Below are 18913 nucleotides of genomic sequence, written 5' to 3'. Positions count from 1 at the left end.
GCAAAGTTTGCCTTGCGAATTGGTGCGCAAATGTGGTCCCTTGCGCAACAATATTGCGGAGACACAGAATCATGACCACACGCCCCTATCGTTCCGTCCTCTACATCCCCGGCTCGAAAGAGCGTGCGCTAGAGAAAGCCCGCGGCCTTGCCGCTGACGCGATCATTTTCGACCTTGAAGATGCCGTTGCCCCCGACGCCAAAGTCGAGGCCCGCGCCATTCTGAAAGCCGAGTTGGATAAAGGCGGTTATGGCAACCGCGCCAAGATCGTCCGTATCAACGGGTTCGACACCGAATGGGGCAAAGATGATGTAGCTGCCTTTGTGGGCGCAGACATCGACGCGATCCTGATGCCGAAAGTTGGCTCGGCCGCGCAGCTGGACGAACTGGCCGCACTGATCCCCGACGTCGACCTCTGGGCGATGATGGAGACCCCGATCGGCATGCTGAACGCCGCCGAGATCGCCGCCCACCCCCGCCTGAAGGGCTTTGTCTTGGGCACGAACGATCTGGCGAAAGAGCTGAACACCCGTTTCCGCGCCGACCGTCTGCCGATGATGGGCGGGCTGCATATGTGTCTGATCGCCGCCAAGGCCCACGGCGTTGTGATCGTCGACGGCGTGTACAACGCATTCAAAGATGAAGACGGGCTGAAAGCCGAATGTGATCAGGGCCGTGACATGGGCATGGATGGCAAGACGCTGATCCACCCGGCACAGTTGGACATTGCCAACGCCGCTTTCGCGCCGTCCGAGGCTGAAATCGATCTGGCCAAACGCCAGATTGCTGCGTTCGAAGAAGCCGAAGCCTCCGGCCAAGGCGTTGCGGTTGTGGATGGTAAAATCGTCGAAAACCTGCATGTTGAGACAGCAAAATCCATTCTCGCCAAAGCCGACGCCATCGCCGTGATGGAGGGCTAAGGCCCCTCTAAAGGAACCTCGCCATGACGTTGCTGATCGCCGGACTTGCCCTGTGGTATGTCGGACATTTCTGGAAACGCGCCCTGCCCGCTGCCCACGAAAACATGGGGCCGCGGGCTAAGGGAGTATCCGCGCTTGTGATCCTGATCAGCGTGGTCTTCATGGTGATCGGGTATCGCGCGACGGAAAGCTTCGACGTGCACACCTACCCGCCCGCGTTGCGGCACGTGAACAACCTGATGGTCCTGTTCGCCCTCTACTTCATGAGCCCCGGCCCATCGAAGGGCGCCCTCTTTTACAAGATGCGCCACCCGATGCTGACCGGCTTCATCCTGTGGTCCGTGGCGCATATCATGGTGAACCCCGATCTGGCGTCGATGATCCTGTTCGGGGTTCTGACGGTCTGGGCAGTGCTGGAAATCATCGTGATCAACCGCGCGGAACCCGACTGGCAACCGAACCCGAAAGGCACCGTCGCCAAGGATGCCATGTTCTTCGTCGCCTCGATCATCCTGCTGGCGATCATCGGATATATTCACGGGCTGATCGGCCCGACCCCATTCGGCACGTAGCCCGGCTTACGCGCTTAAAACAAATTCGGCGGGCAGCCCCTGCGCCCGCCTCGACACTTGGAGAGCTTTGATGGCCAAAACCAATCCCGGACGCTTCTTTGAAGATTACAAGCTGGGCGACGTGATCGACCACGCCGTGCCGCGCACTGTGGCCGAGGGCGAACGCGCCCTCTATCACGCGCTCTACCCTGCCCGTCATGCGCTGTATTCCTCGGATGAATTTGCAGGTGCCTGCGGGCTGGAAGGTTCGCCCATCGACGACCTGATCGCGTTCCACGTGGTGTTTGGCAAAACCGTGCCGGATATCTCGCTGAACGCTGTTGCGAACCTTGGCTATGCCGAAGGCCGCTGGCTGAAGCCCGTCTATCCCGGCGACACGCTGCGCTCGCAATCCGAGGTGATCGGGCTGAAGCAAAACTCGAACGGGAAGTCGGGTGTCGTTTGGGTCCGCACGCGTGGGTTCAACCAGATGGGCGAACCGGTGATGGAATATGTCCGCTGGGTGATGGTGCGCAAAGGCGACCTGGACGCCCCCGCGCCCGAGACCGTGATCCCCGAGCTGAAAGGCGTGCTGGAAGCATCCGACCTGTCGATCCCCGAAGGTCTGTCGTTCGAGGACTACGATTTCACGCTGGCGGGCGAGCCGCATCGCTGGGGCGACTACGAGGTCGGCGAAAAGATCGATCACGTGGACGGCGTGACGGTCGAAGAAGCCGAGCACATGATGGCGACCCGCCTGTGGCAGAACACCGCGAAGGTGCATTTCGACGCCACCTTCCGCCCGGACGGTCAGCGCCTGATCTACGGTGGCCACGTGATCTCGATGGCGCGTGCTCTGTCGTTCAACGGCTTGGCTAACGCGCAGATGATCGTCGGTCTGAACGGTGGCGCACACGCAAATCCCTGCTTCTCGGGCGATACGATCCGTGCATGGTCCGAGGTGCTGGACAAGGCTGACACCGACGCCCCGGGCGTGGGTGCTGTGCGCCTGCGTCTGGTCGCCGTCAAACACGGCGCGCCCGAATTTGCCCTGAAAGGCGACGACGGCAAATACCTGCCCGAGGTCATGCTGGATCTCGACTATTGGGCGCTTATGCCGAAGTAAGATGTCTGGCGGCGGGACGTCTTTGAGACGCCCCGCTACTTCCCAAACACATGCCCTAGGGACAAATATCAGCAGGAATCTTGCGCGCGCCGCTCCTTTTCCGACTATAAACGTCGGGATACAATGGCATACAAATCTGTGATCACATATCCAAAAACTGTGATCACAAGCCCCCAAAAACACCCCCGTTAGCGCAAAATTCCCGACTTTCGGGTCGCTTCTTGCGTGACTCAGTGCCGCAAAAGGCGCTATTCCTGTCGCAAAGTCGAAACAGACAGAAGGAGGCCGCCATGGCCGACGTGAACAGAGGCAACCGTCCTCTTTCTCCGCATCTGCAAGTATACCGCCCGCAGCTGACCTCCATCACCTCGATCTTCGCCCGGATCACCGGGGTCGCCCTGCTGGGTGCTGCGATCTTGGTCGCATGGTGGTTCTTCGCCGCGTCGCTGGGTGCAGGATATTATGATGTTGTGAACGGTCTGATGACCTCGTTCGTCGGGGACGTGATCATGTTCTTGGCACTCTGGGCGCTGTGCTACCACGCACTGTCCGGCCTGCGTCACCTGATCTGGGACATTGGCATCGGCCTTGAGGTCGAAACCGCCGAGAAAATGGGCATTGGCGTCATCGTCGGGTCCGTCGTTCTGGCGATTATCGTCGCCCTGATCGTGTAAGGAGCCCGCTATGCAATATATGACTGACCGCAAACGCGCCGTGGGCAAAGGTTCTTCGGGTTCGGGTACGGAACATTTCTGGGGACAGGCCATCTCGGCTGTTGGTCTTCTGATCCTGATGCCGCTGTTCGCACTGACCTTCGGCTGCGCCCTTGGCCTGCCCTATGAAGAAGCAATCGCTTATTATCAGCGCCCCTTCCCCGCAATTGTCGCCGCAATGACGCTTGTTGTGTCGATGGTTCACTTCCGTCACGGCATTCAGGTTGTGATCGAGGATTATTCGCGCGGCGTGACCAAGAAAGTCTTGGTCGTTGCTTGCACCGCAGTGGCCTACACCGTTCTGGCAATTGGCCTTTATGGCCTCGGCCGCATCGCCTTTTAAGACCGGAGAGCACCCAAAATGGCAGCTTACGAATACGAAACACACGAATATGACGTGGTCGTGGTCGGCGCCGGTGGCGCTGGTCTGCGGGCCACGCTTGGCATGGCCGAACAGGGCTTGCGCACCGCTTGTGTGACCAAAGTTTTCCCGACCCGCTCGCACACCGTTGCGGCACAGGGCGGCATCGCCGCGTCCCTGTCCAACATGGGCCCGGACAACTGGCAGTGGCACATGTACGACACCGTGAAGGGCTCGGACTGGCTGGGCGACACGGACGCGATGGAATATCTGGCCCGCGAGGCGCCCAAAGCGGTGTACGAGCTGGAGCATTACGGCGTTCCCTTCTCGCGCACCGAAGAAGGCAAGATCTATCAGCGCCCGTTCGGCGGCCACACCACCGAATTTGGTGAAGGCCCCGCGGTACAGCGTACCTGCGCCGCCGCTGACCGGACCGGTCACGCAATCCTGCACACGCTTTACGGCCAATCGGTCAAGAACAACGCTGAATTCTACATCGAGTACTTCGCCGTAGACCTGATCATGTCGGAAGACGGTCAGTGTCAGGGTGTTGTCTGCTGGAAGTTGGATGACGGCACGTTCCACGTCTTCAACGCAAAGATGGTTGTGCTGGCGACGGGCGGCTATGGCCGCGCGTATTTCTCGGCCACCTCGGCCCACACCTGCACCGGTGACGGTGGCGGCATGGTGGCCCGTGCGGGTCTGGCCCTGCAGGACATGGAATTCGTTCAGTTCCACCCGACCGGCATCTACGGCTCGGGCTGCCTGATCACCGAAGGTGCACGTGGCGAGGGTGGCTATCTGGTCAACTCGGAAGGCGAGCGTTTCATGGAGCGGTATGCGCCCCAGTATAAAGACCTTGCCCCGCGCGACTATGTCTCGCGCTCGATGACGATGGAGATCCGCGAAGGCCGCGGTGTGGGTGCCGAAGGCGACCACATCTTCCTGCATCTGGATCACCTGCCCGCCGACGCGCTGGCCGAACGCCTGCCGGGCATCTCGGAAAGCGCCAAGATCTTTGCCGGTGTTGACGTGACCAAAGAGCCGATCCCGGTTCTGCCGACGGTGCACTACAACATGGGCGGCATCCCGACCAACTATTGGGGTGAAGTTCTGAACCCGACCAAAGATGACCCAACCGGCGTTGTTCCCGGCCTGATGGCCGTGGGTGAGGCCGGTTGTGCGTCGGTCCACGGGGCGAACCGCCTTGGCTCGAACTCGCTGATTGACCTTGTGGTCTTCGGCCGCGCCGCCGCGATCCGCGCTGGCAAGGTTGTCGACGCCGAGGCGCCGAACCCGGTTCTGAACCAAGCTTCGGTAGACGCGGCATTTGATCGCTTCGACGGTCTGCGCCATGCAAGCGGCGCGATCCCGACCGCCGATCTGCGTCTGGAAATGCAGAAGACGATGCAAGCTGACGCTGCCGTGTTCCGTACCGCCAAGACCATGAAAGAAGGCGTCGAGAAGATGACCGCCGTGGCCGCCAAGATGGACGACCTGGCTGTGACCGATCGCTCGCTGATCTGGAACTCGGACCTGATGGAAACGCTGGAACTGGCGAACCTGATGCCGAACGCCTTGGCGACAATCCACGGCGCAGAAGCCCGCGAAGAAAGCCGCGGCGCCCACGCGCACGAGGACTTCCCGGAACGCGACGACAAAAAGTGGCGCGTCCACACTGTCAGCCGCGTGGATGGCAACAAGGTTGACCTGTCCTATCGTCCGGTCGTCGTTGATCCGCTGACCACCGAGGCCGAAGGCGGCATCGAACTGAAGAAAATCGCGCCCAAAGCGCGTACGTTCTGATATGAAGGGCGTGCAGCGCATCGAGGCGATGGCCGGGGAGGACGATCCGAAAATCTTCGTGATCGGCCTCAACCGCTGCGCTACAACTTCGCTGCACACGCTTTTTGAGAAGAGCTTTATCCCGTCGCTCCATTGGCGCGACGCGAATGGGCAAAACCTCATGAAAGCCTTCATGGTCAACATTGCGCTGGGTCTAAAGCCCTTTCACGGCTTCGACGGTTTCGTGGCGTTTTCCGATTTGTCTTTTATAGGCTCTGACCTCGTGCTTGAGGGTGCGCGGTTTTTCCGGGATCTGCATCGACACTATCCCGATGCCTATTTCATCCTGAACACGCGGCCTGTCGATACTTGGATCGCCTCACGCAGTCATCACGCCAACGGAACATTCCTGAGCAAAAGCATGCAGGCCTCGGGTCATTCACACGACGAAGTCCAGGGGCTGTGGCGCGAGATGGCTCTAGCCCACGAAGCCGAGGTGAAAGACTATTTCAAGGACAACCCACGGTTCTTGCACTTCGACATTGTCAACGACGATGCTCAGAAGATCGCGGATCTTGTTCAAGAAGACTACGCCATCGACGTGACCAAATGGAAACTGTCAAACCAAGGCCCCGGCCCGCGCCCTGCCGCCGCAACCAAAACTCTGACACCCGCACGCCCAGCCGAGGTCGGGCGGGTACCCAAACCTAATTCTGCCCCCCAGGGCCCGCAACATCACTGAACTAGTCACCCCCAGGAGGACGCCAGATGGTACAATTCAAGCTCCCCAAGAACTCGACCGTTCGCGTCGGCAAGACATGGCCCAAGCCCGAGGGTGCGACCAATGTCCGCAAGTTCCAGATCTATCGCTGGAACCCGGATGACGGTGAAAACCCCCGTGTGGACACCTATTTCCTGGACATGGACAAGTGTGGTCCGATGGTTCTGGACGCGCTGATCAAGATCAAGAACGAGATTGATCCGACCCTGACCTTCCGCCGCTCGTGCCGTGAAGGCATCTGCGGATCCTGTGCGATGAACATCGACGGGATCAACACGCTGGCCTGTATTTACGGGATGGACGAGATCAAGGGCGACGTGAAGATCTATCCGCTGCCGCATATGCCGGTGGTGAAAGACCTGATCCCGGACCTGACGCATTTCTATGCGCAGCACGCCTCGATCATGCCGTGGCTGGAAACCAAGACCAATCGCCCCGCGAAAGAGTGGAAGCAGTCCATCGAGGACCGCAAGAAGCTTGACGGTCTGTATGAGTGCGTCATGTGCGCCAGCTGCTCGACCTCGTGCCCGAGCTACTGGTGGAACGGTGATCGCTATCTTGGGCCGGCCGCACTGCTGCACGCCTATCGTTGGATCATCGACTCGCGCGATGAAGCCACAGGCGAGCGTCTGGATCAGCTGGAAGACCCCTTCAAGCTGTACCGCTGCCACACGATCATGAACTGCTCGAAGACCTGCCCGAAAGGCCTGAACCCGGCCAAGGCAATCGCGTCGATCAAGAAGATGATGGTCGAGCGCCAGCTATAAGCGACGCAGACAAATTACAAAAGGGCGGCCCGCGGGTCGCCCTTTTTGCTTTCCGTAACCTGATTGAGATCGACGCGTCTTAGACGGCGATATTATCGATTAGCCGCACATCCCCAAGCATCGCCGCCGCCATCAAACGGGCGGGACGAGAGAGGTCTTTGACCGGCTTCAGCGTCTCAGCATCACGTAGCTCTAGATACTCGACAGTTTCATAACCCGCCCGTTCAATCTGAGCCTTGGCGCTGTCCAAAACGACGCGCGGCTCGGCGCCCCGGCGAATGGCCTCGGCGGCGCGATCCATCTCGGCTTTCAAAGCTGGCGCAATTGCGCGTTCTTCGGCGGTCAGGCGCACATTGCGCGAGGACATGGCCAACCCGTCCTCTTCGCGCACCGTGGGGCAGCCGATCACTTCGGTTTCGATGTCCAGATCCTCGGACAGGCGACGTACCAACAGCATCTGCTGATAGTCCTTCTGACCGAAGCAAGCCACATCTGCGCGAGATTGCAGGAACAATTTGGACACTACCGTTGCCACACCATCGAAATGGCCGGGGCGATGCGCGCCCTCAAGATCCTCGGTCAGACCAGACACGCGCACATTGGTGGCAAAGCCATCGGGATAGATCTGATCGGGCGTCGGCACATACAGCGCATCAATCCCGTAGGGCGCCAGCTTTGCAGCGTCGTCCTCTTCCGTGCGCGGATATTTGTCCAGATCTTCCGGGTTGTTGAACTGCTTGGGATTCACGAAAATGGTGACAATCACGCGGTCTGCGTGTTTCTTCGCCTCATCCACCAAGGACAGGTGGCCAGCATGCAGCGCGCCCATGGTCGGCACCACGGCCACACGCTCGCCCTTGAAAATCCAGCTGCGGCGTAGGGTACGCAGATCGTCCTTGGAACGAATGATCTTCATTTCTTTTTGACCTCATCTGCAAAGACGTGCTCGGGCGCCGGGAAACTGCGGTCTCGCACCTCTTGAGCATATTTGGCAATGGCTTTTTCACCGTCCACGCCCAAAGTCGCATAGCGTTTGGCGAATTTCGGCTTGAAGGCTGTGAACAGGCCCAGCATGTCATCGACCACCAGAACCTGCCCGTCACATTGCGCCGAGGCACCGATACCGATGGTCGGGATCGACACGGCTTCGGTGATTTCGTTGGCCAGGCTCTCTGGCACTTTTTCCAACACGACCGAGAACGCGCCCGCCGCTTCCACAGCCTTGGCGTCGGCCATGACACGGTCGCGATCTTCACCCCGGCCCTGCACGGCATAGCCGCCCAGCGTGTTGATCGCCTGCGGGGTCAGACCCACATGCGCCATAACAGGGATCGAGCGGCTGGTCAGGAAGCGGATGGTTTCTTCCATCGATACGCCGCCTTCCAGTTTCACGGCTGCCGCACGGGTTTCACGCATCAGGCGGGCCGCGTTGCGGAAGGCCTGCTGCGGGCTTTCCTCGTAGGAGCCGAACGGCATGTCGACGACCATCATCGCCTGCTGAAGACCACGCTTCACGGCCGCCCCGTGAAGGCACATCATCTCCATCGTGACGCCCAGCGTGTCGGGCAACCCGTGCACCACCATGCCCACGCTGTCCCCCACCAGAACAACGTCGCAATGCGCGTCCATCATCTGGGCGGTTGGGGTCGCATAGGCGGTCAGCACGACCAGAGGCGTGTCCCCCTTGCGGGCACGGATATCCGACGGGGTCGGTGTCTTAATCTTAGCCGAGGCGCTCATGGTTTCTCCTCCCTGATCGTCTTCAGTGGCGGGGACTATAATGCTGCATCGCAGAATTTCAAAGGGGAATGACGGAACGTCTTTCCCTTGCCTTGACCCAAAATCCCGCGTTTCATGGGGTATATCCCGCAGAACGGGTGAGGAGGATCAAGATGACCAACCTGAAACTTACCGCAGGCGCTTGGGCGCTGATGGCAACGACCGCTTTGGCGGGCACTGATGCGATCACATTGGGCATGGTGCTTGAGCCGCCAAATCTGGACCCTACCGCAGGCGCCGCTGCCGCGATTGACGAGGTCGTCTATGCCAACATCTACGAGGGTCTGACCCGTTTCGGCCCGGATGGCGCGGTGCTGCCCGGACTGGCCAGCGCGTGGGATGTCAGCGAAGACGGCATGACCTATACCTTCACGCTGCGCGAAGGCGTGACCTTCCATGACGGCACCACCATGGATGCCGATGATGTCGTCTTCTCGCTGGATCGCGCGCGGGCCGAAGATTCGACCAACGCGCAGAAAGCGCTGTTCAAGGACATCGAAAGCGTGACGGCCGTCAGCCCGACCTCGGTCGCGGTGAAGCTGTCCGCCCCGAACGGCAACTTCGCCTTCAACATGGCGTGGGGAGACGCTGTGATCGTCGCACCGGAAAGCATCGGTGATGCGGCGACCGCGCCTGTGGGCACCGGACCTTTCACCTTTGTCGAGTGGGCCAAGGGCGACCACGTGACCATCGCACGCAATGACGCTTATTGGGGCGACGCGCCTGCGCTGGCCAAAGCAACGTTCAAGTTCATCTCGGACCCGAACGCGGCCTTTGCGGCCATGATGGCTGGTGACGTGGACGCCTTCCCGAACTTCCCGGCCCCCGAGACGCTGTCGCAGTTCGAGGCCGATCCGCGCTTCACCGTGATCGTCGGCTCGACCGAGGGCGAGACAATCCTGTCGACCAACAACAAGTCCGGCCCGCTGGCGGATGTCCGTGTGCGCAAGGCCATCGCCCATGCGATCAACCGTCAGGATATCATCGACGGCGCGATGCATGGCTATGGCACGCCCATCGGCACCCACTTCGCGCCGCACAATCCGGACTATGTGGATCTGACCGGCCAATCCGCGTTTGACCCCGAGATGTCGAAATCGCTGCTGGCAGAGGCTGGTGCCGAGGGCCTGACCTTGCGCCTGATGCTACCGCCCCCCGCCTATGCCCGCCGTGGGGGCGAGATCATTGCCGCCCAGCTGCGCAATGTCGGCATCAACACCGAGATCAGCAATCTGGAATGGGCCCAGTGGATCGAACAGGTGTTTAAAGGCAAGGATTATGACCTGACCATCGTCAGCCATACCGAGCCTGCTGACATCAACATCTACGCGCGCCCGGAATACTATTTCCAGTATGACAACGCGGATTTCCAAGCGCTGATCGAGAAGCTCTCGGTCACCTCAGACCCAGCCATGCGCGCCGATCTGAACAAGGAAGCCCAGCAAATCATCGCGGATGACTATGTGAATGGGTATCTGTTCCAGCTGGCCAAAACCGGTGTGGCAAATGCCAAGATCAATGGTCTGTGGGAAAACGCGCCCACGCAGGCCAATGACCTGACGGGCGTTAGCTGGTCGGACTGACCAGACCTAAACGCACAGCGAAAGGGCGTCCCAAACGGGCGCCCTTTTACGTTTTCGGCTCATTCGGATTAGGCGTCACGCGGCGCTTCAAAACGGTCTCACGCCAGGTGATGTACGTGACCGCTGCCATGATCACGCCGGCGCCGACAACCACCCAGAAATCGACCGGTTCGGCAAAGAAGATTGCGCCAGTCGCGGCAGCCCAGATGATTTGCAGGAAGGTAACGGGCTGGGTGACCGATACCGGGGCTTCGGCAAAGGCACGGGACATGGAATAGTGACCGGCGGTCGCGAAAAACGCGACCACGGCCAGCCATGCCATCTGCACCAAGCTGGGCGGAACCCAGACCATGATCGCGGCGGGCACCAAACCAATGGTTGCCGTGATCGACATCATTGCCACCACCACACCCGCTGAGGCGTCTTGTGCCAATCTTTTGGCGATCAAATAAGAAATCCCCAAAAAGATCGCTGTGAACACCATCGAGATATGCCCAGCACCCAGTTCGCGTAGCCCCGGACGCAGGATGATCAGCACCCCAAGAAAAGCCGCAACAACTGCCAACATCCGACGGGTCGAGAAGCTTTCGCCCAGAAACACTGCGGCCCCCAGCATCACATAGATCGGGGTGAGGTAGTTCATCGCCACAACCTCGGCCACGGTGATTTGGGTCATGGCGTAAAACCAGCACAGCACGGCCCCTGTGTGCACCACGCCGCGCGCAACAAACAGCTGCCAAACCCGTGCCGAGAACCGCGCCTTAGCAAGTTGACCAAGCGCAGGCAGGACAAAGATCAATCCGAAAACATAGCGCAGAAACGCAGCCTGTGAGGACGGCAGCTCTTGCCCCACATATTTCACCAGCGCGTTCATCATCACGAAAAACAGGCCTGCCGACAGCATCCATGCGATCCCGTACGCGGGGCGGTTGTGTGATGTCTGTGGGCTGCTCATCCCGCGACATGACACCGAATTGGATCCAAAAACAAGAGACCCCGACGCAGAGAAACCGCGCCGGGGTCTGAATTCTTTCTGAAGTAAAGCTTACAGCTGCGCCATCACCTCGTCCGAGGCTTCGAAATTGGTGGTGACGCGCTGCACGTCGTCATCATCCTCAAGCGCATCCACCAGCTTCATCAGCTTTTGCATGTTCTCAAGGTCCAGCTCAGTCGTGATGTTCGGCTGCCAGATCAGCTTGGTCGATTCCGACTCGCCCAGTGCGGCTTCCAATGCGGTCGACACTTCGTTCAGATCGGTGTCGGCGCAGACGATACGGTGGCCGTTCTCGTCGCTTTCGCAATCCTCGGCACCGGCTTCGATGGCGGCCTCCATCACGGTGTCCGCGTCGCCTGCATCGGCGCCGTAGATCACTTCGCCCTTGCGGTCGAACATGAAGCCCACCGACCCGGTTTCGCCCAGGTTCCCGCCGTTCTTGGTAAAGGTCGAGCGCACGGTCGAGGCAGTGCGGTTCTTGTTGTCGGTCATGGTCTCGACGATGACGGCGACACCGTTGGGGCCATAGCCCTCATAGCGGATCTCGTCATAGTTTTCGGCGTCCCCACCTTGCGACTTCTTGATGGCGCGTTCGATCACGTCCTTCGGGACCGAGTTCGACTTGGCCTCTTTCACAGCCAGACGCAGACGCGGGTTTTTCTCGGGATCCGGGTCGCCCATCTTGGCGGCCACAGTGATCTCTTTGGCGAGTTTCGAAAACAGCTTCGAGCGCAGCTTGTCCTGGCGACCTTTACGGTGCTGGATGTTTGCCCATTTTGAGTGGCCAGCCATGGCGACCTCCGACTAAATTCTTCGTTCGAGGTTCAATAGCCTATGGGGCGGACAAGGGGCAAGGGGGGCCTAGGGCTTGTAGGCCGCGTTTTCCTGCCAGCCCCGGTGTCCGGTCTGCAATACAGACACGTTTTCGCGCCCCGCCACACGTAAGGCGAACATCGCCTGAGATGAAATGGTGCCGGTGTTGCAATAGACGATCACCTTGCGGTCGGTTGGAATCTCCTCGATCCGGTCCAACACCTCGCGCCACTCGATGTTGATCGCGCTGGGGATGTGGGCCTCGGCAAATTGCTCTGCGTCGCGGACATCGATGAATAGGACCGCGTTGAACACGTCCTCGTCGATCTGTTCGGGCAGGATGATCCCGGCCTCGTATTCCGTGAACATCATGTATTCCTGCATGCCCTCGATGGCGGCGTCATTGGCACGTGCGGGCAAAGTCGACAGGGCAAGCACGGCAGTCAAGGTAAGGGCAAAGAGGCGGGTCATGGTCGCTCCAACAGGCATTCGCGTTTTGGAATGTATACCCCATCGCCCCGAACAGCGCTAGCCGTACACCAGACTACGCCCGTTCATCCTTGGGCGAGCCCATCACCACATGGGTCACCAGCTGATGCACCTGTGGCAGTGTGCCCAGCTTGTCAGTGTGGAAGCGCTTGTAGGCGATCAGGTCTTCGGCCTCGACCCGCAGCAAGTATTCGACGGTGCCCGTGATGTTGTGACACTCGCGCACCTCGTCATAGAGCGCGACGGCCCGTTCGAACCCTTCCTGCGCTTCCTTGGTGTGGTCGTTCAGCCCAACCGTAACATAGGCCACAAAGCCCACGCCCATCGCGACCGGATCAAGCACCGCCCGATAGCCAGTGATCACACCACTACGCTCAAGCTCCTGCACACGCCGCAAACAGGCCGAGGGCGACAGGCCCACGCGATCGGCAAGTTCCGTATTCGGCAGGCGGCCGTCTTTCGACAACTCACGCAATATTCGTTGGTTAATCTGATCAATTTTAGCCATTAATTGCGGTTTTATCGGAAAATCACACAACTTTGCAATCTCTCAGCGCTACTTGTGCACAATAATCACCTACATGACTTACGACCTCCTCTTTGCGCTTGTCGCCTTTGCTTTCGTCTCGTCCATCACGCCGGGGCCGAACAACCTGATGCTGATGGCCTCGGGCGCGAACTTCGGCTTCGCGCGCACGATCCCGCATATGCTGGGCGTGGCGCTGGGGTTCACGCTGATGGTGGTGCTGGTGGGCGCGGGGCTAATGCAGCTTTTTGACCTCTACCCGGTCAGCTACACGGTGCTGAAAGCCGGCAGCGTGGTCTACCTGCTGTGGCTCGCATGGAAAATCGCCCGCGCATCCGAGCCCGGCACGGGCAAAGCGGGCGGCACGCCGATGACCTTCTTACAAGCCTCGGCCTTCCAATGGGTGAACCCGAAGGCATGGGCAATGGCCCTGACCGCGATCAGCGCCTATGCCCCAACGCGCGACATGGGGGCCGTATTGCTGGTGGCTGTGATCTTTGGCGCGGTGAACTTGCCGTCTGTGTCCACCTGGACCGTTCTGGGTCAGAAAATCCGCGTGATCCTGACCAACCCCGCCCGCCTGCGCGCCTTCAACATCACCATGGCCCTGCTGCTTGTCGCGACACTTTTCCCCGTAATCTACGGGTGACGTGCACGCGCCCACGCGCTACTTCTTGGGCATGACGACAGATCAGATCATTCTCTTTTCGCTATTTGGCGCCGTGTTCGGCCTGCTGCTTTGGGGCCGCTTTCGCTATGATATCGTAGCGTTTTCCGCCCTCATGCTGGGGGTCGTTCTTGGCGTCGTCCCCACGAAAGAGGCATTCTCGGGCTTCGGCCACCCCGCCACATTGGTCGTGGCGCTGGTGCTTGTCGTGTCCGCCGGACTGGTGCGGTCCGGCGCGGTGTTCCTGATCACCCGCACGCTGGTCGACGCCTCGCGATCCTTGGGCGCGCATATCGCTTTGATGGGCGCGATTGGGGGCGTTCTGTCAGCCTTTATGAACAACGTGGCCGCGCTGGCGCTTCTGATGCCCGTCGACATCCAGACCGCCCGAAAAGCCGCCCGCCCCGTCGGCCTCAGCCTGATGCCCCTGTCCTTCGCCACCATCCTTGGCGGCATGGTCACGCTGATCGGCACGCCCCCCAACATCATCATCGCCTCGATTCGCGAGGACGCCTTGGGCGAGCCGTTCAAAATGTTCGACTTCGCCCCCGTAGGTGGCGTGACGGCCATCGCGGGTCTGATCTTCGTCGCGCTGATTGGCTGGCGCCTGATCCCTCAACCGGACGCGGCTGAAAACGGGTCCAACCCGATGGACGAATTCAGCCAATACGTGGCCGAACTGACGGTACCCGAAGGCTCCAAACACATCGGCAAGCGCTTGAAAGAGCTATTGGAAGACGCCGAGAAGAACGATGTCGCGATCCTAGGGCTTGTGCGCGACGGCACCCGCCGCTACGGCACCCAGCGCGGCACGCAGCTTAAAGCACATGACGCACTGGTTCTGGAAGCCACCCCCGAGGCGCTGGATGAATTCCGCGCAGCCCTTGGGCTGGCCTTTGCCGAGGATCACCGCGAAGAAAAGCTGAAAGCCGAGGGCGAGGGCCTGTCGAAGATCGAGGTCGTCGTGCCCGAGAACGCCCGGATCGCCGGCCGAACCGCGCAATCGATTGGCTTGAACTGGCGCCAAAGCTCGGTCCTGATGGGAATTTCGCGCGCAGGCAAGAAGATCACCAAGCAGATGCGCAAGACCGAGATCCACGCCGGCGACATCCTGTTGCTTCTGGTGCCACAGGGGCGGGAAGCGATTGTGACCGAATGGCTGGGCTGCCTGCCGCTGGCGGAGCGCGGATTGACAGTCACGCGGGACGAAAAGGTTTGGCTGGCGATTGGCATGTTTGCCGCCGCCGTGGCCGCCGCCAGCTTTGGTCTGATCTATCTGCCAGTCGCGCTTGGGCTGGTCGTCGTAGGCTATGTCCTGTCCAAGATCATCCCCCTGTCCGAGCTCTATACACATATCGAATGGCCCGTGGTGGTGCTCCTCGGGTCGATGATCCCCTTGGGGGCGGCGTTGGAAAGCTCGGGCGGGACCGAGCTGATCGCGGGCGCGCTGGTCGGGATCACAGAAGGCCTGCCCGCGTGGGCGGTTCTGACCGTCTTGATGGTTGTGACCATGACGCTGTCAGACGTGCTAAACAACACCGCCACCACCATTGTCGCCGCCCCTGTGGGCATCCAGATGGCTCATGCGTTGGACAAGAATCCCGACCCGTTCCTGATGGCCGTGGCGATTGCTGCCTCCTGCGCGTTCCTGACCCCCATCGGGCACAAGAACAACACGCTGATCCTTGGACCCGGCGGCTATAAGTTCGGAGATTACTGGCGCATGGGCCTGCCGCTAGAAATCCTTGTCGTGGCGGTGTCGATCCCCGCGATTTTGGTGTTTTGGCCGCTATAGCAGCTTGGGCGCAGGCACCTCGTCCATCCACTTGTGGATCGCCGCGACCAGATCATCGCGCCAACTGTCGCGGGATAGGCCAGGAATATGCGGCTGCTGCCCGTCCCGCATCACATCCCGGATCGCGTGTTTGAACAGGTAGAACTGGTGCAGATCCGGCGTCTGGTGGTCAAACCACAGGCGCGAGACCTTCTTTAGCGCGTCGAAGTCATCGCCTTCGGCAGCAAGAACATCCCCCAGATGCACCCGCGCCAGCCACCGCGTGGCTTCGTCAGGATCGTCGGGAGAGGTCAGACGCAAATTCCGCGCGGCATCCCGGATCAGGTCCGAGATCTCGCCCCAATGGGCCGGGCTGGGCAGGTCTGCGAGCGTGTAAAGCGCGCCGCTTTCGATGGCGCGTGCGGCGACCTGTTGATGCGAGTCACCCGCTTCAATCTCTGCCGCCCATGACAAAACCTGATCGGCCCAATCTTGCGCCGGCCCATCAACATCGAAATTCAACGCCCAACGCCCTAGCAACAGCAGGGTCGCGCGTTCTGGAAAGGCAGCCGCCACTTACAGCGGCCAGATGAAAGGGATCAGCGCCGAGGCCAGAATGCCCACCGACAGGTTCAGCGGGATCCCCACCTTCAGGAAATCCGAGAACTTGTAGCCCCCCGGACCATAGACCAGCGTGTTGGTCTGATAGCCAATCGGTGTCGCAAAACTGGCCGAAGCTGCCACCATCACCGCCACCACCAGCGGGCGCGGATCTAAACCCAGCGCAGTCGCTAGCCCGATGGCGATCGGGGTCACCACCACGGCCACGGCGTTGTTCGACACAAGCTCGGTCAGAACCGAGGTCAGCAGGTAAATCGCCCAGACGATCAGGAAAGGCGGCAGCTTACCCAGAAGCGGCGCGATGCCTTCCGCAATCAGCGCCACTGCGCCCGAATTCTCAAGCGCCGCGCCGATCCCTAGCATCGAGAAGATCAGCACCAACAGGCGGCCATCCACGGCCCCGAACGCCTCGTCCGCGTCAATGCAGCGGGTCAGAAGAACGACGGCCACCGCCAAGACGGCCAAGAGGAAAATCGGCGCAACGCCGAAGCCCGCCAAAGCCACAAGCCCGATCAGCGCGGCCACGGCGACGGGCGCATGGCCCCGACGATACTCGCGATCAGACGGGGCAGAGACGTCGACAAGATCCATATCTTGCGCCAGACGCTGAATGTCTTCAGGCGCACCTTCCAACAGCAGCGTATCCCCCACACGCACCACCAGATCGTCCAGCTGACGTCCGATATTCTGGTTCTTGCGGTGCACCGCCAGCGGATAGACACCATAGCGGCGACGCAGGCGCATCTTGCCCAGCTGCTTTCCCACCATTTTACAGTCGGGCGAAATCAGCACTTCAACCGTGGTCGTTTCCACCGCCGAAACCTGATCCACACGCTTCAGGCTTTTGTCGCGCTGAAGACTCAACAGCTCGGTCATCGCCGTCCGCAGCACCACGCGGTCACCGACCTGAAGCGTTACTCCGTCAAGATTGCGCCGCAACGAGGTATCGCCGCGCACAACGTCCACCAGCCGCACACCTTGGCGCTTGAACAGTTGCACCCCGTTCACCTCGCGTCCGATCAGGTTGGACTCCGGCGGAATCACAGCCTCGGAAAAGAATTTCTTGCGGGATCTGTCCGTCAACAGCGTGGCCATGCTGTCACGATCCGGCAGGATCCTTGGCGCGATGAAGCGCAGGTAAATCATGCCCCAGGCCACAAGAACAATGCCCAAGGGGGTGACTTCGAAAATCGTAAACGGCTCCAGCCCGCCATCGCGCGCCACACCATCGACCAGCAAGTTGGTCGAGGTGCCGATCAGCGTCAGCGTGCCGCCCAGAATGGCGCCATAGCTCAGCGGGATGAGCAGTTTCGAGGCTGATTGCCCAATCTTCTTGGCCAACTGGATAAAGACCGGGATCATCACGACCACCACCGGCGTGTTCGACACCACCGCGGACGAGATCACGACAAAGCCCATCAGCGCGGCCAAAGCCATCGCAGGGCTGTGTTCGGCCTTCTTTTCGGCAATCTGGGTAAACCATTGCAACGCGCCGGTGCGCACCAGAGCGCCCATCACGATGAACATCGCCGCGATGGTCCATGGGGCGGGGTTCGACAGCACCTCGAGCGCGCTGTTGTAATCCAGAATGCCCATAAAAAGCATGAACGAGACACCGCCGATGGCGACGACTTCAGTCGGGAAGCTTTCGCGCAGGAACAGAATGAACATTCCGCCCACTGTCATCAGGGCAATCACCGCCTGCGTGGTGGCGCTGAACTCGAATAAACCCATGCATTGTCCCCGTTTAAACGCTTGGACCAGTTTTGCCCTGCACATGGGTCATGGGCAAGCACGGTTTTGCGGTCGGGTAGAATTAGGCCGCGCGTCAGACAGCGTCCAAGGGCGAGGATTGCGTCAGCCGCCCCCCGTTTCGCACCATCTGAACCTTCGTGGCCTTGCCGGTACGGTCATCGGTCTCGACATACAGGCCCGACAGCGTGGCTTCGCCCTCGGCCGGAGTAAAACGCCCCTTGGCCATGCCCGTCACGAAGCGGCGCATGGGCTCTTCCTTCTGCATGCCGATCACGCTGTTATAGTCGCCACACATCCCCGCATCCGCCATGAACGCCGTACCTTTGGTCAGGATTTGTGCGTCACCGGTCGGGACGTGGGTATGCGTCCCCACAACAACACTGGCGCGCCCGTCACACCAATGGCCGATGGCCATCTTCTCGGACGTGGCTTCGCAATGGATGTCGACCAAAGACGCCTGCACGGCACCGCCAAGCGTGTGCCGCTTAAGAACCAGATCAACGGCCGAAAACGGATCGTCATAGGCGCGTTTCATGAAGACCTGACCCAGCACCTGCGTGACCAAGATCTTGCGCCCACGCGCATCCGCAAAAATCCGCGCGCCCACACCGGGGCATTCCTTGGCATAGTTCAACGGGCGGATGATGCGCTTTTCCTGTTCGCAAAAGGTCAGCATATCTCGCTGGTCAAACGCGTGATCGCCAAGGGTGATCACATCCACGCCCGCATCCAGCAGCAATTTTGCGTGGCCCGCATTCAGCCCATGCCCACTGGTGGCGTTTTCGCCATTCGCCACAACGAAGTCGAGCTTCCAGTCATTCCGCAGCGTCTTCAGCCGCTCAGTTACCGCGCGCCGTCCAGCACGCCCCATGATGTCGCCAAGAAAGAGTATTTTCATGAGACTAGCC

General features: G+C 60.3%; 20 protein-coding genes. 11 read left to right on the top strand and 9 right to left on the bottom strand.

Features of this window, described 5'->3' with window-relative positions; genetic code table 11:
* The first annotated feature begins 71 nt into the window (after positions 1-71).
* The 8 genes from Q0677_RS07440 (at position 72) to Q0677_RS07405 (ending at position 7004) form a co-directional block, all read left to right on the top strand.
* Positions 72-920: a CoA ester lyase gene (locus Q0677_RS07440; protein WP_298907880.1), complete on the top strand. Its 849-nt coding sequence runs from the start codon at positions 72-74 to the stop codon at positions 918-920.
* Positions 921-943: 23 nt separating this feature from the next.
* Positions 944-1492: an NnrU family protein gene (locus Q0677_RS07435; RefSeq protein ID WP_298907877.1), complete on the top strand. Its 549-nt coding sequence runs from the start codon at positions 944-946 to the stop codon at positions 1490-1492.
* Between the two features lie 70 nt (positions 1493-1562).
* Complete coding sequence (locus tag Q0677_RS07430; RefSeq protein WP_298907874.1) at positions 1563-2597, top strand: MaoC family dehydratase; 1035 nt, start codon at positions 1563-1565, stop codon at positions 2595-2597.
* A 290-nt stretch (positions 2598-2887) separates the two neighbouring features.
* A complete protein-coding gene (gene sdhC / locus Q0677_RS07425; protein ID WP_133484808.1) occupies positions 2888-3271 on the top strand; it encodes a succinate dehydrogenase, cytochrome b556 subunit in 384 nt (127 codons plus the stop codon).
* Between the two features lie 10 nt (positions 3272-3281).
* Positions 3282-3653: a succinate dehydrogenase, hydrophobic membrane anchor protein gene (gene sdhD / locus Q0677_RS07420; protein WP_133484809.1), complete on the top strand. Its 372-nt coding sequence runs from the start codon at positions 3282-3284 to the stop codon at positions 3651-3653.
* Positions 3654-3671: 18 nt separating this feature from the next.
* Positions 3672-5477 carry a succinate dehydrogenase flavoprotein subunit gene (gene sdhA, locus Q0677_RS07415; protein ID WP_298907868.1) on the top strand — a complete coding sequence of 602 codons (1806 nt, stop codon included), beginning with the start codon at positions 3672-3674 and terminating at the stop codon, positions 5475-5477.
* A gap of 1 nt (position 5478) precedes the next feature.
* Positions 5479-6198 (top strand): sulfotransferase, encoded by a 720-nt coding sequence (locus Q0677_RS07410; protein WP_298907866.1) that lies wholly within the window; start codon positions 5479-5481, stop codon positions 6196-6198.
* Positions 6199-6224: 26 nt separating this feature from the next.
* Positions 6225-7004 carry a succinate dehydrogenase iron-sulfur subunit gene (locus Q0677_RS07405; RefSeq protein WP_282182482.1) on the top strand — a complete coding sequence of 260 codons (780 nt, stop codon included), beginning with the start codon at positions 6225-6227 and terminating at the stop codon, positions 7002-7004.
* Positions 7005-7083: 79 nt separating this feature from the next.
* On the opposite strand, the gene panC is transcribed toward Q0677_RS07405, so the two are convergent.
* Both panC and panB read right to left on the bottom strand, forming a co-directional pair.
* Positions 7084-7920, bottom strand: a complete 837-nt coding sequence (gene panC / locus Q0677_RS07400) for a pantoate--beta-alanine ligase (RefSeq protein WP_298907860.1) — start codon at positions 7918-7920, stop codon at positions 7084-7086.
* Positions 7917-8744, bottom strand: a complete 828-nt coding sequence (gene panB / locus Q0677_RS07395) for a 3-methyl-2-oxobutanoate hydroxymethyltransferase (RefSeq protein WP_298907859.1) — start codon at positions 8742-8744, stop codon at positions 7917-7919. Before panB ends, panC begins: the two co-directional genes overlap by 4 nt.
* Positions 8745-8896: 152 nt before the next feature.
* On the opposite strand from panB, the gene Q0677_RS07390 reads away from it, so the two are divergent.
* The gene (locus tag Q0677_RS07390; RefSeq protein ID WP_298907855.1) at positions 8897-10366 is read left to right on the top strand and encodes an ABC transporter substrate-binding protein; all 1470 of its coding nucleotides are present in this window, start codon (positions 8897-8899) and stop codon (positions 10364-10366) included.
* A 46-nt stretch (positions 10367-10412) separates the two neighbouring features.
* On the opposite strand, the gene Q0677_RS07385 is transcribed toward Q0677_RS07390, so the two are convergent.
* The 4 genes from Q0677_RS07385 to Q0677_RS07370 form a co-directional block, all read right to left on the bottom strand.
* A complete protein-coding gene (locus tag Q0677_RS07385) occupies positions 10413-11321 on the bottom strand; it encodes a DMT family transporter (protein ID WP_298907852.1) in 909 nt (302 codons plus the stop codon).
* A 90-nt stretch (positions 11322-11411) separates the two neighbouring features.
* Positions 11412-12152: a YebC/PmpR family DNA-binding transcriptional regulator gene (locus Q0677_RS07380; protein WP_298907850.1), complete on the bottom strand. Its 741-nt coding sequence runs from the start codon at positions 12150-12152 to the stop codon at positions 11412-11414.
* Positions 12153-12221: 69 nt separating this feature from the next.
* Positions 12222-12644, bottom strand: a complete 423-nt coding sequence (locus tag Q0677_RS07375) for a rhodanese-like domain-containing protein (RefSeq protein WP_298907848.1) — start codon at positions 12642-12644, stop codon at positions 12222-12224.
* 73 nt (positions 12645-12717) lie between these two features.
* On the bottom strand, positions 12718-13170 hold the full coding sequence (locus Q0677_RS07370; protein ID WP_298907846.1) for an Lrp/AsnC family transcriptional regulator: 453 nt from the start codon (positions 13168-13170) through the stop codon (positions 12718-12720).
* Between the two features lie 73 nt (positions 13171-13243).
* Here Q0677_RS07370 and Q0677_RS07365 point away from each other — a divergent pair, with 73 nt between their 5' ends.
* Together Q0677_RS07365 and Q0677_RS07360 are read left to right on the top strand one after the other, a co-directional pair.
* The gene (locus tag Q0677_RS07365) at positions 13244-13837 is read left to right on the top strand and encodes a LysE family translocator (protein ID WP_298907844.1); all 594 of its coding nucleotides are present in this window, start codon (positions 13244-13246) and stop codon (positions 13835-13837) included.
* A 31-nt stretch (positions 13838-13868) separates the two neighbouring features.
* Entirely contained in the window at positions 13869-15650 is a 1782-nt protein-coding gene (locus tag Q0677_RS07360; protein ID WP_298907842.1) for an SLC13 family permease, read from the top strand.
* On the opposite strand, the gene Q0677_RS07355 is transcribed toward Q0677_RS07360, so the two are convergent.
* From Q0677_RS07355 to Q0677_RS07345, 3 genes are all read right to left on the bottom strand, one after another.
* Entirely contained in the window at positions 15645-16205 is a 561-nt protein-coding gene (locus Q0677_RS07355; RefSeq protein ID WP_298907840.1) for a hypothetical protein, read from the bottom strand. The two genes, Q0677_RS07360 and Q0677_RS07355, sit on opposite strands and share 6 nt — an antisense overlap.
* Positions 16206-17984 carry an SLC13 family permease gene (locus Q0677_RS07350; RefSeq protein WP_298907838.1) on the bottom strand — a complete coding sequence of 593 codons (1779 nt, stop codon included), beginning with the start codon at positions 17982-17984 and terminating at the stop codon, positions 16206-16208.
* A 94-nt stretch (positions 17985-18078) separates the two neighbouring features.
* A complete protein-coding gene (locus Q0677_RS07345) occupies positions 18079-18903 on the bottom strand; it encodes a TIGR00282 family metallophosphoesterase (RefSeq protein ID WP_298907836.1) in 825 nt (274 codons plus the stop codon).
* Positions 18904-18913 lie beyond the last annotated feature (10 nt).

It is taken from the genome of uncultured Aliiroseovarius sp., from assembly GCF_947492455.1.
Taxonomy (GTDB): Bacteria; Pseudomonadota; Alphaproteobacteria; order Rhodobacterales; family Rhodobacteraceae; genus Aliiroseovarius.
The sequence above is the reverse complement of the archived record's forward strand: the minus strand, read 5'-3'. Positions and strand labels throughout refer to the sequence as shown.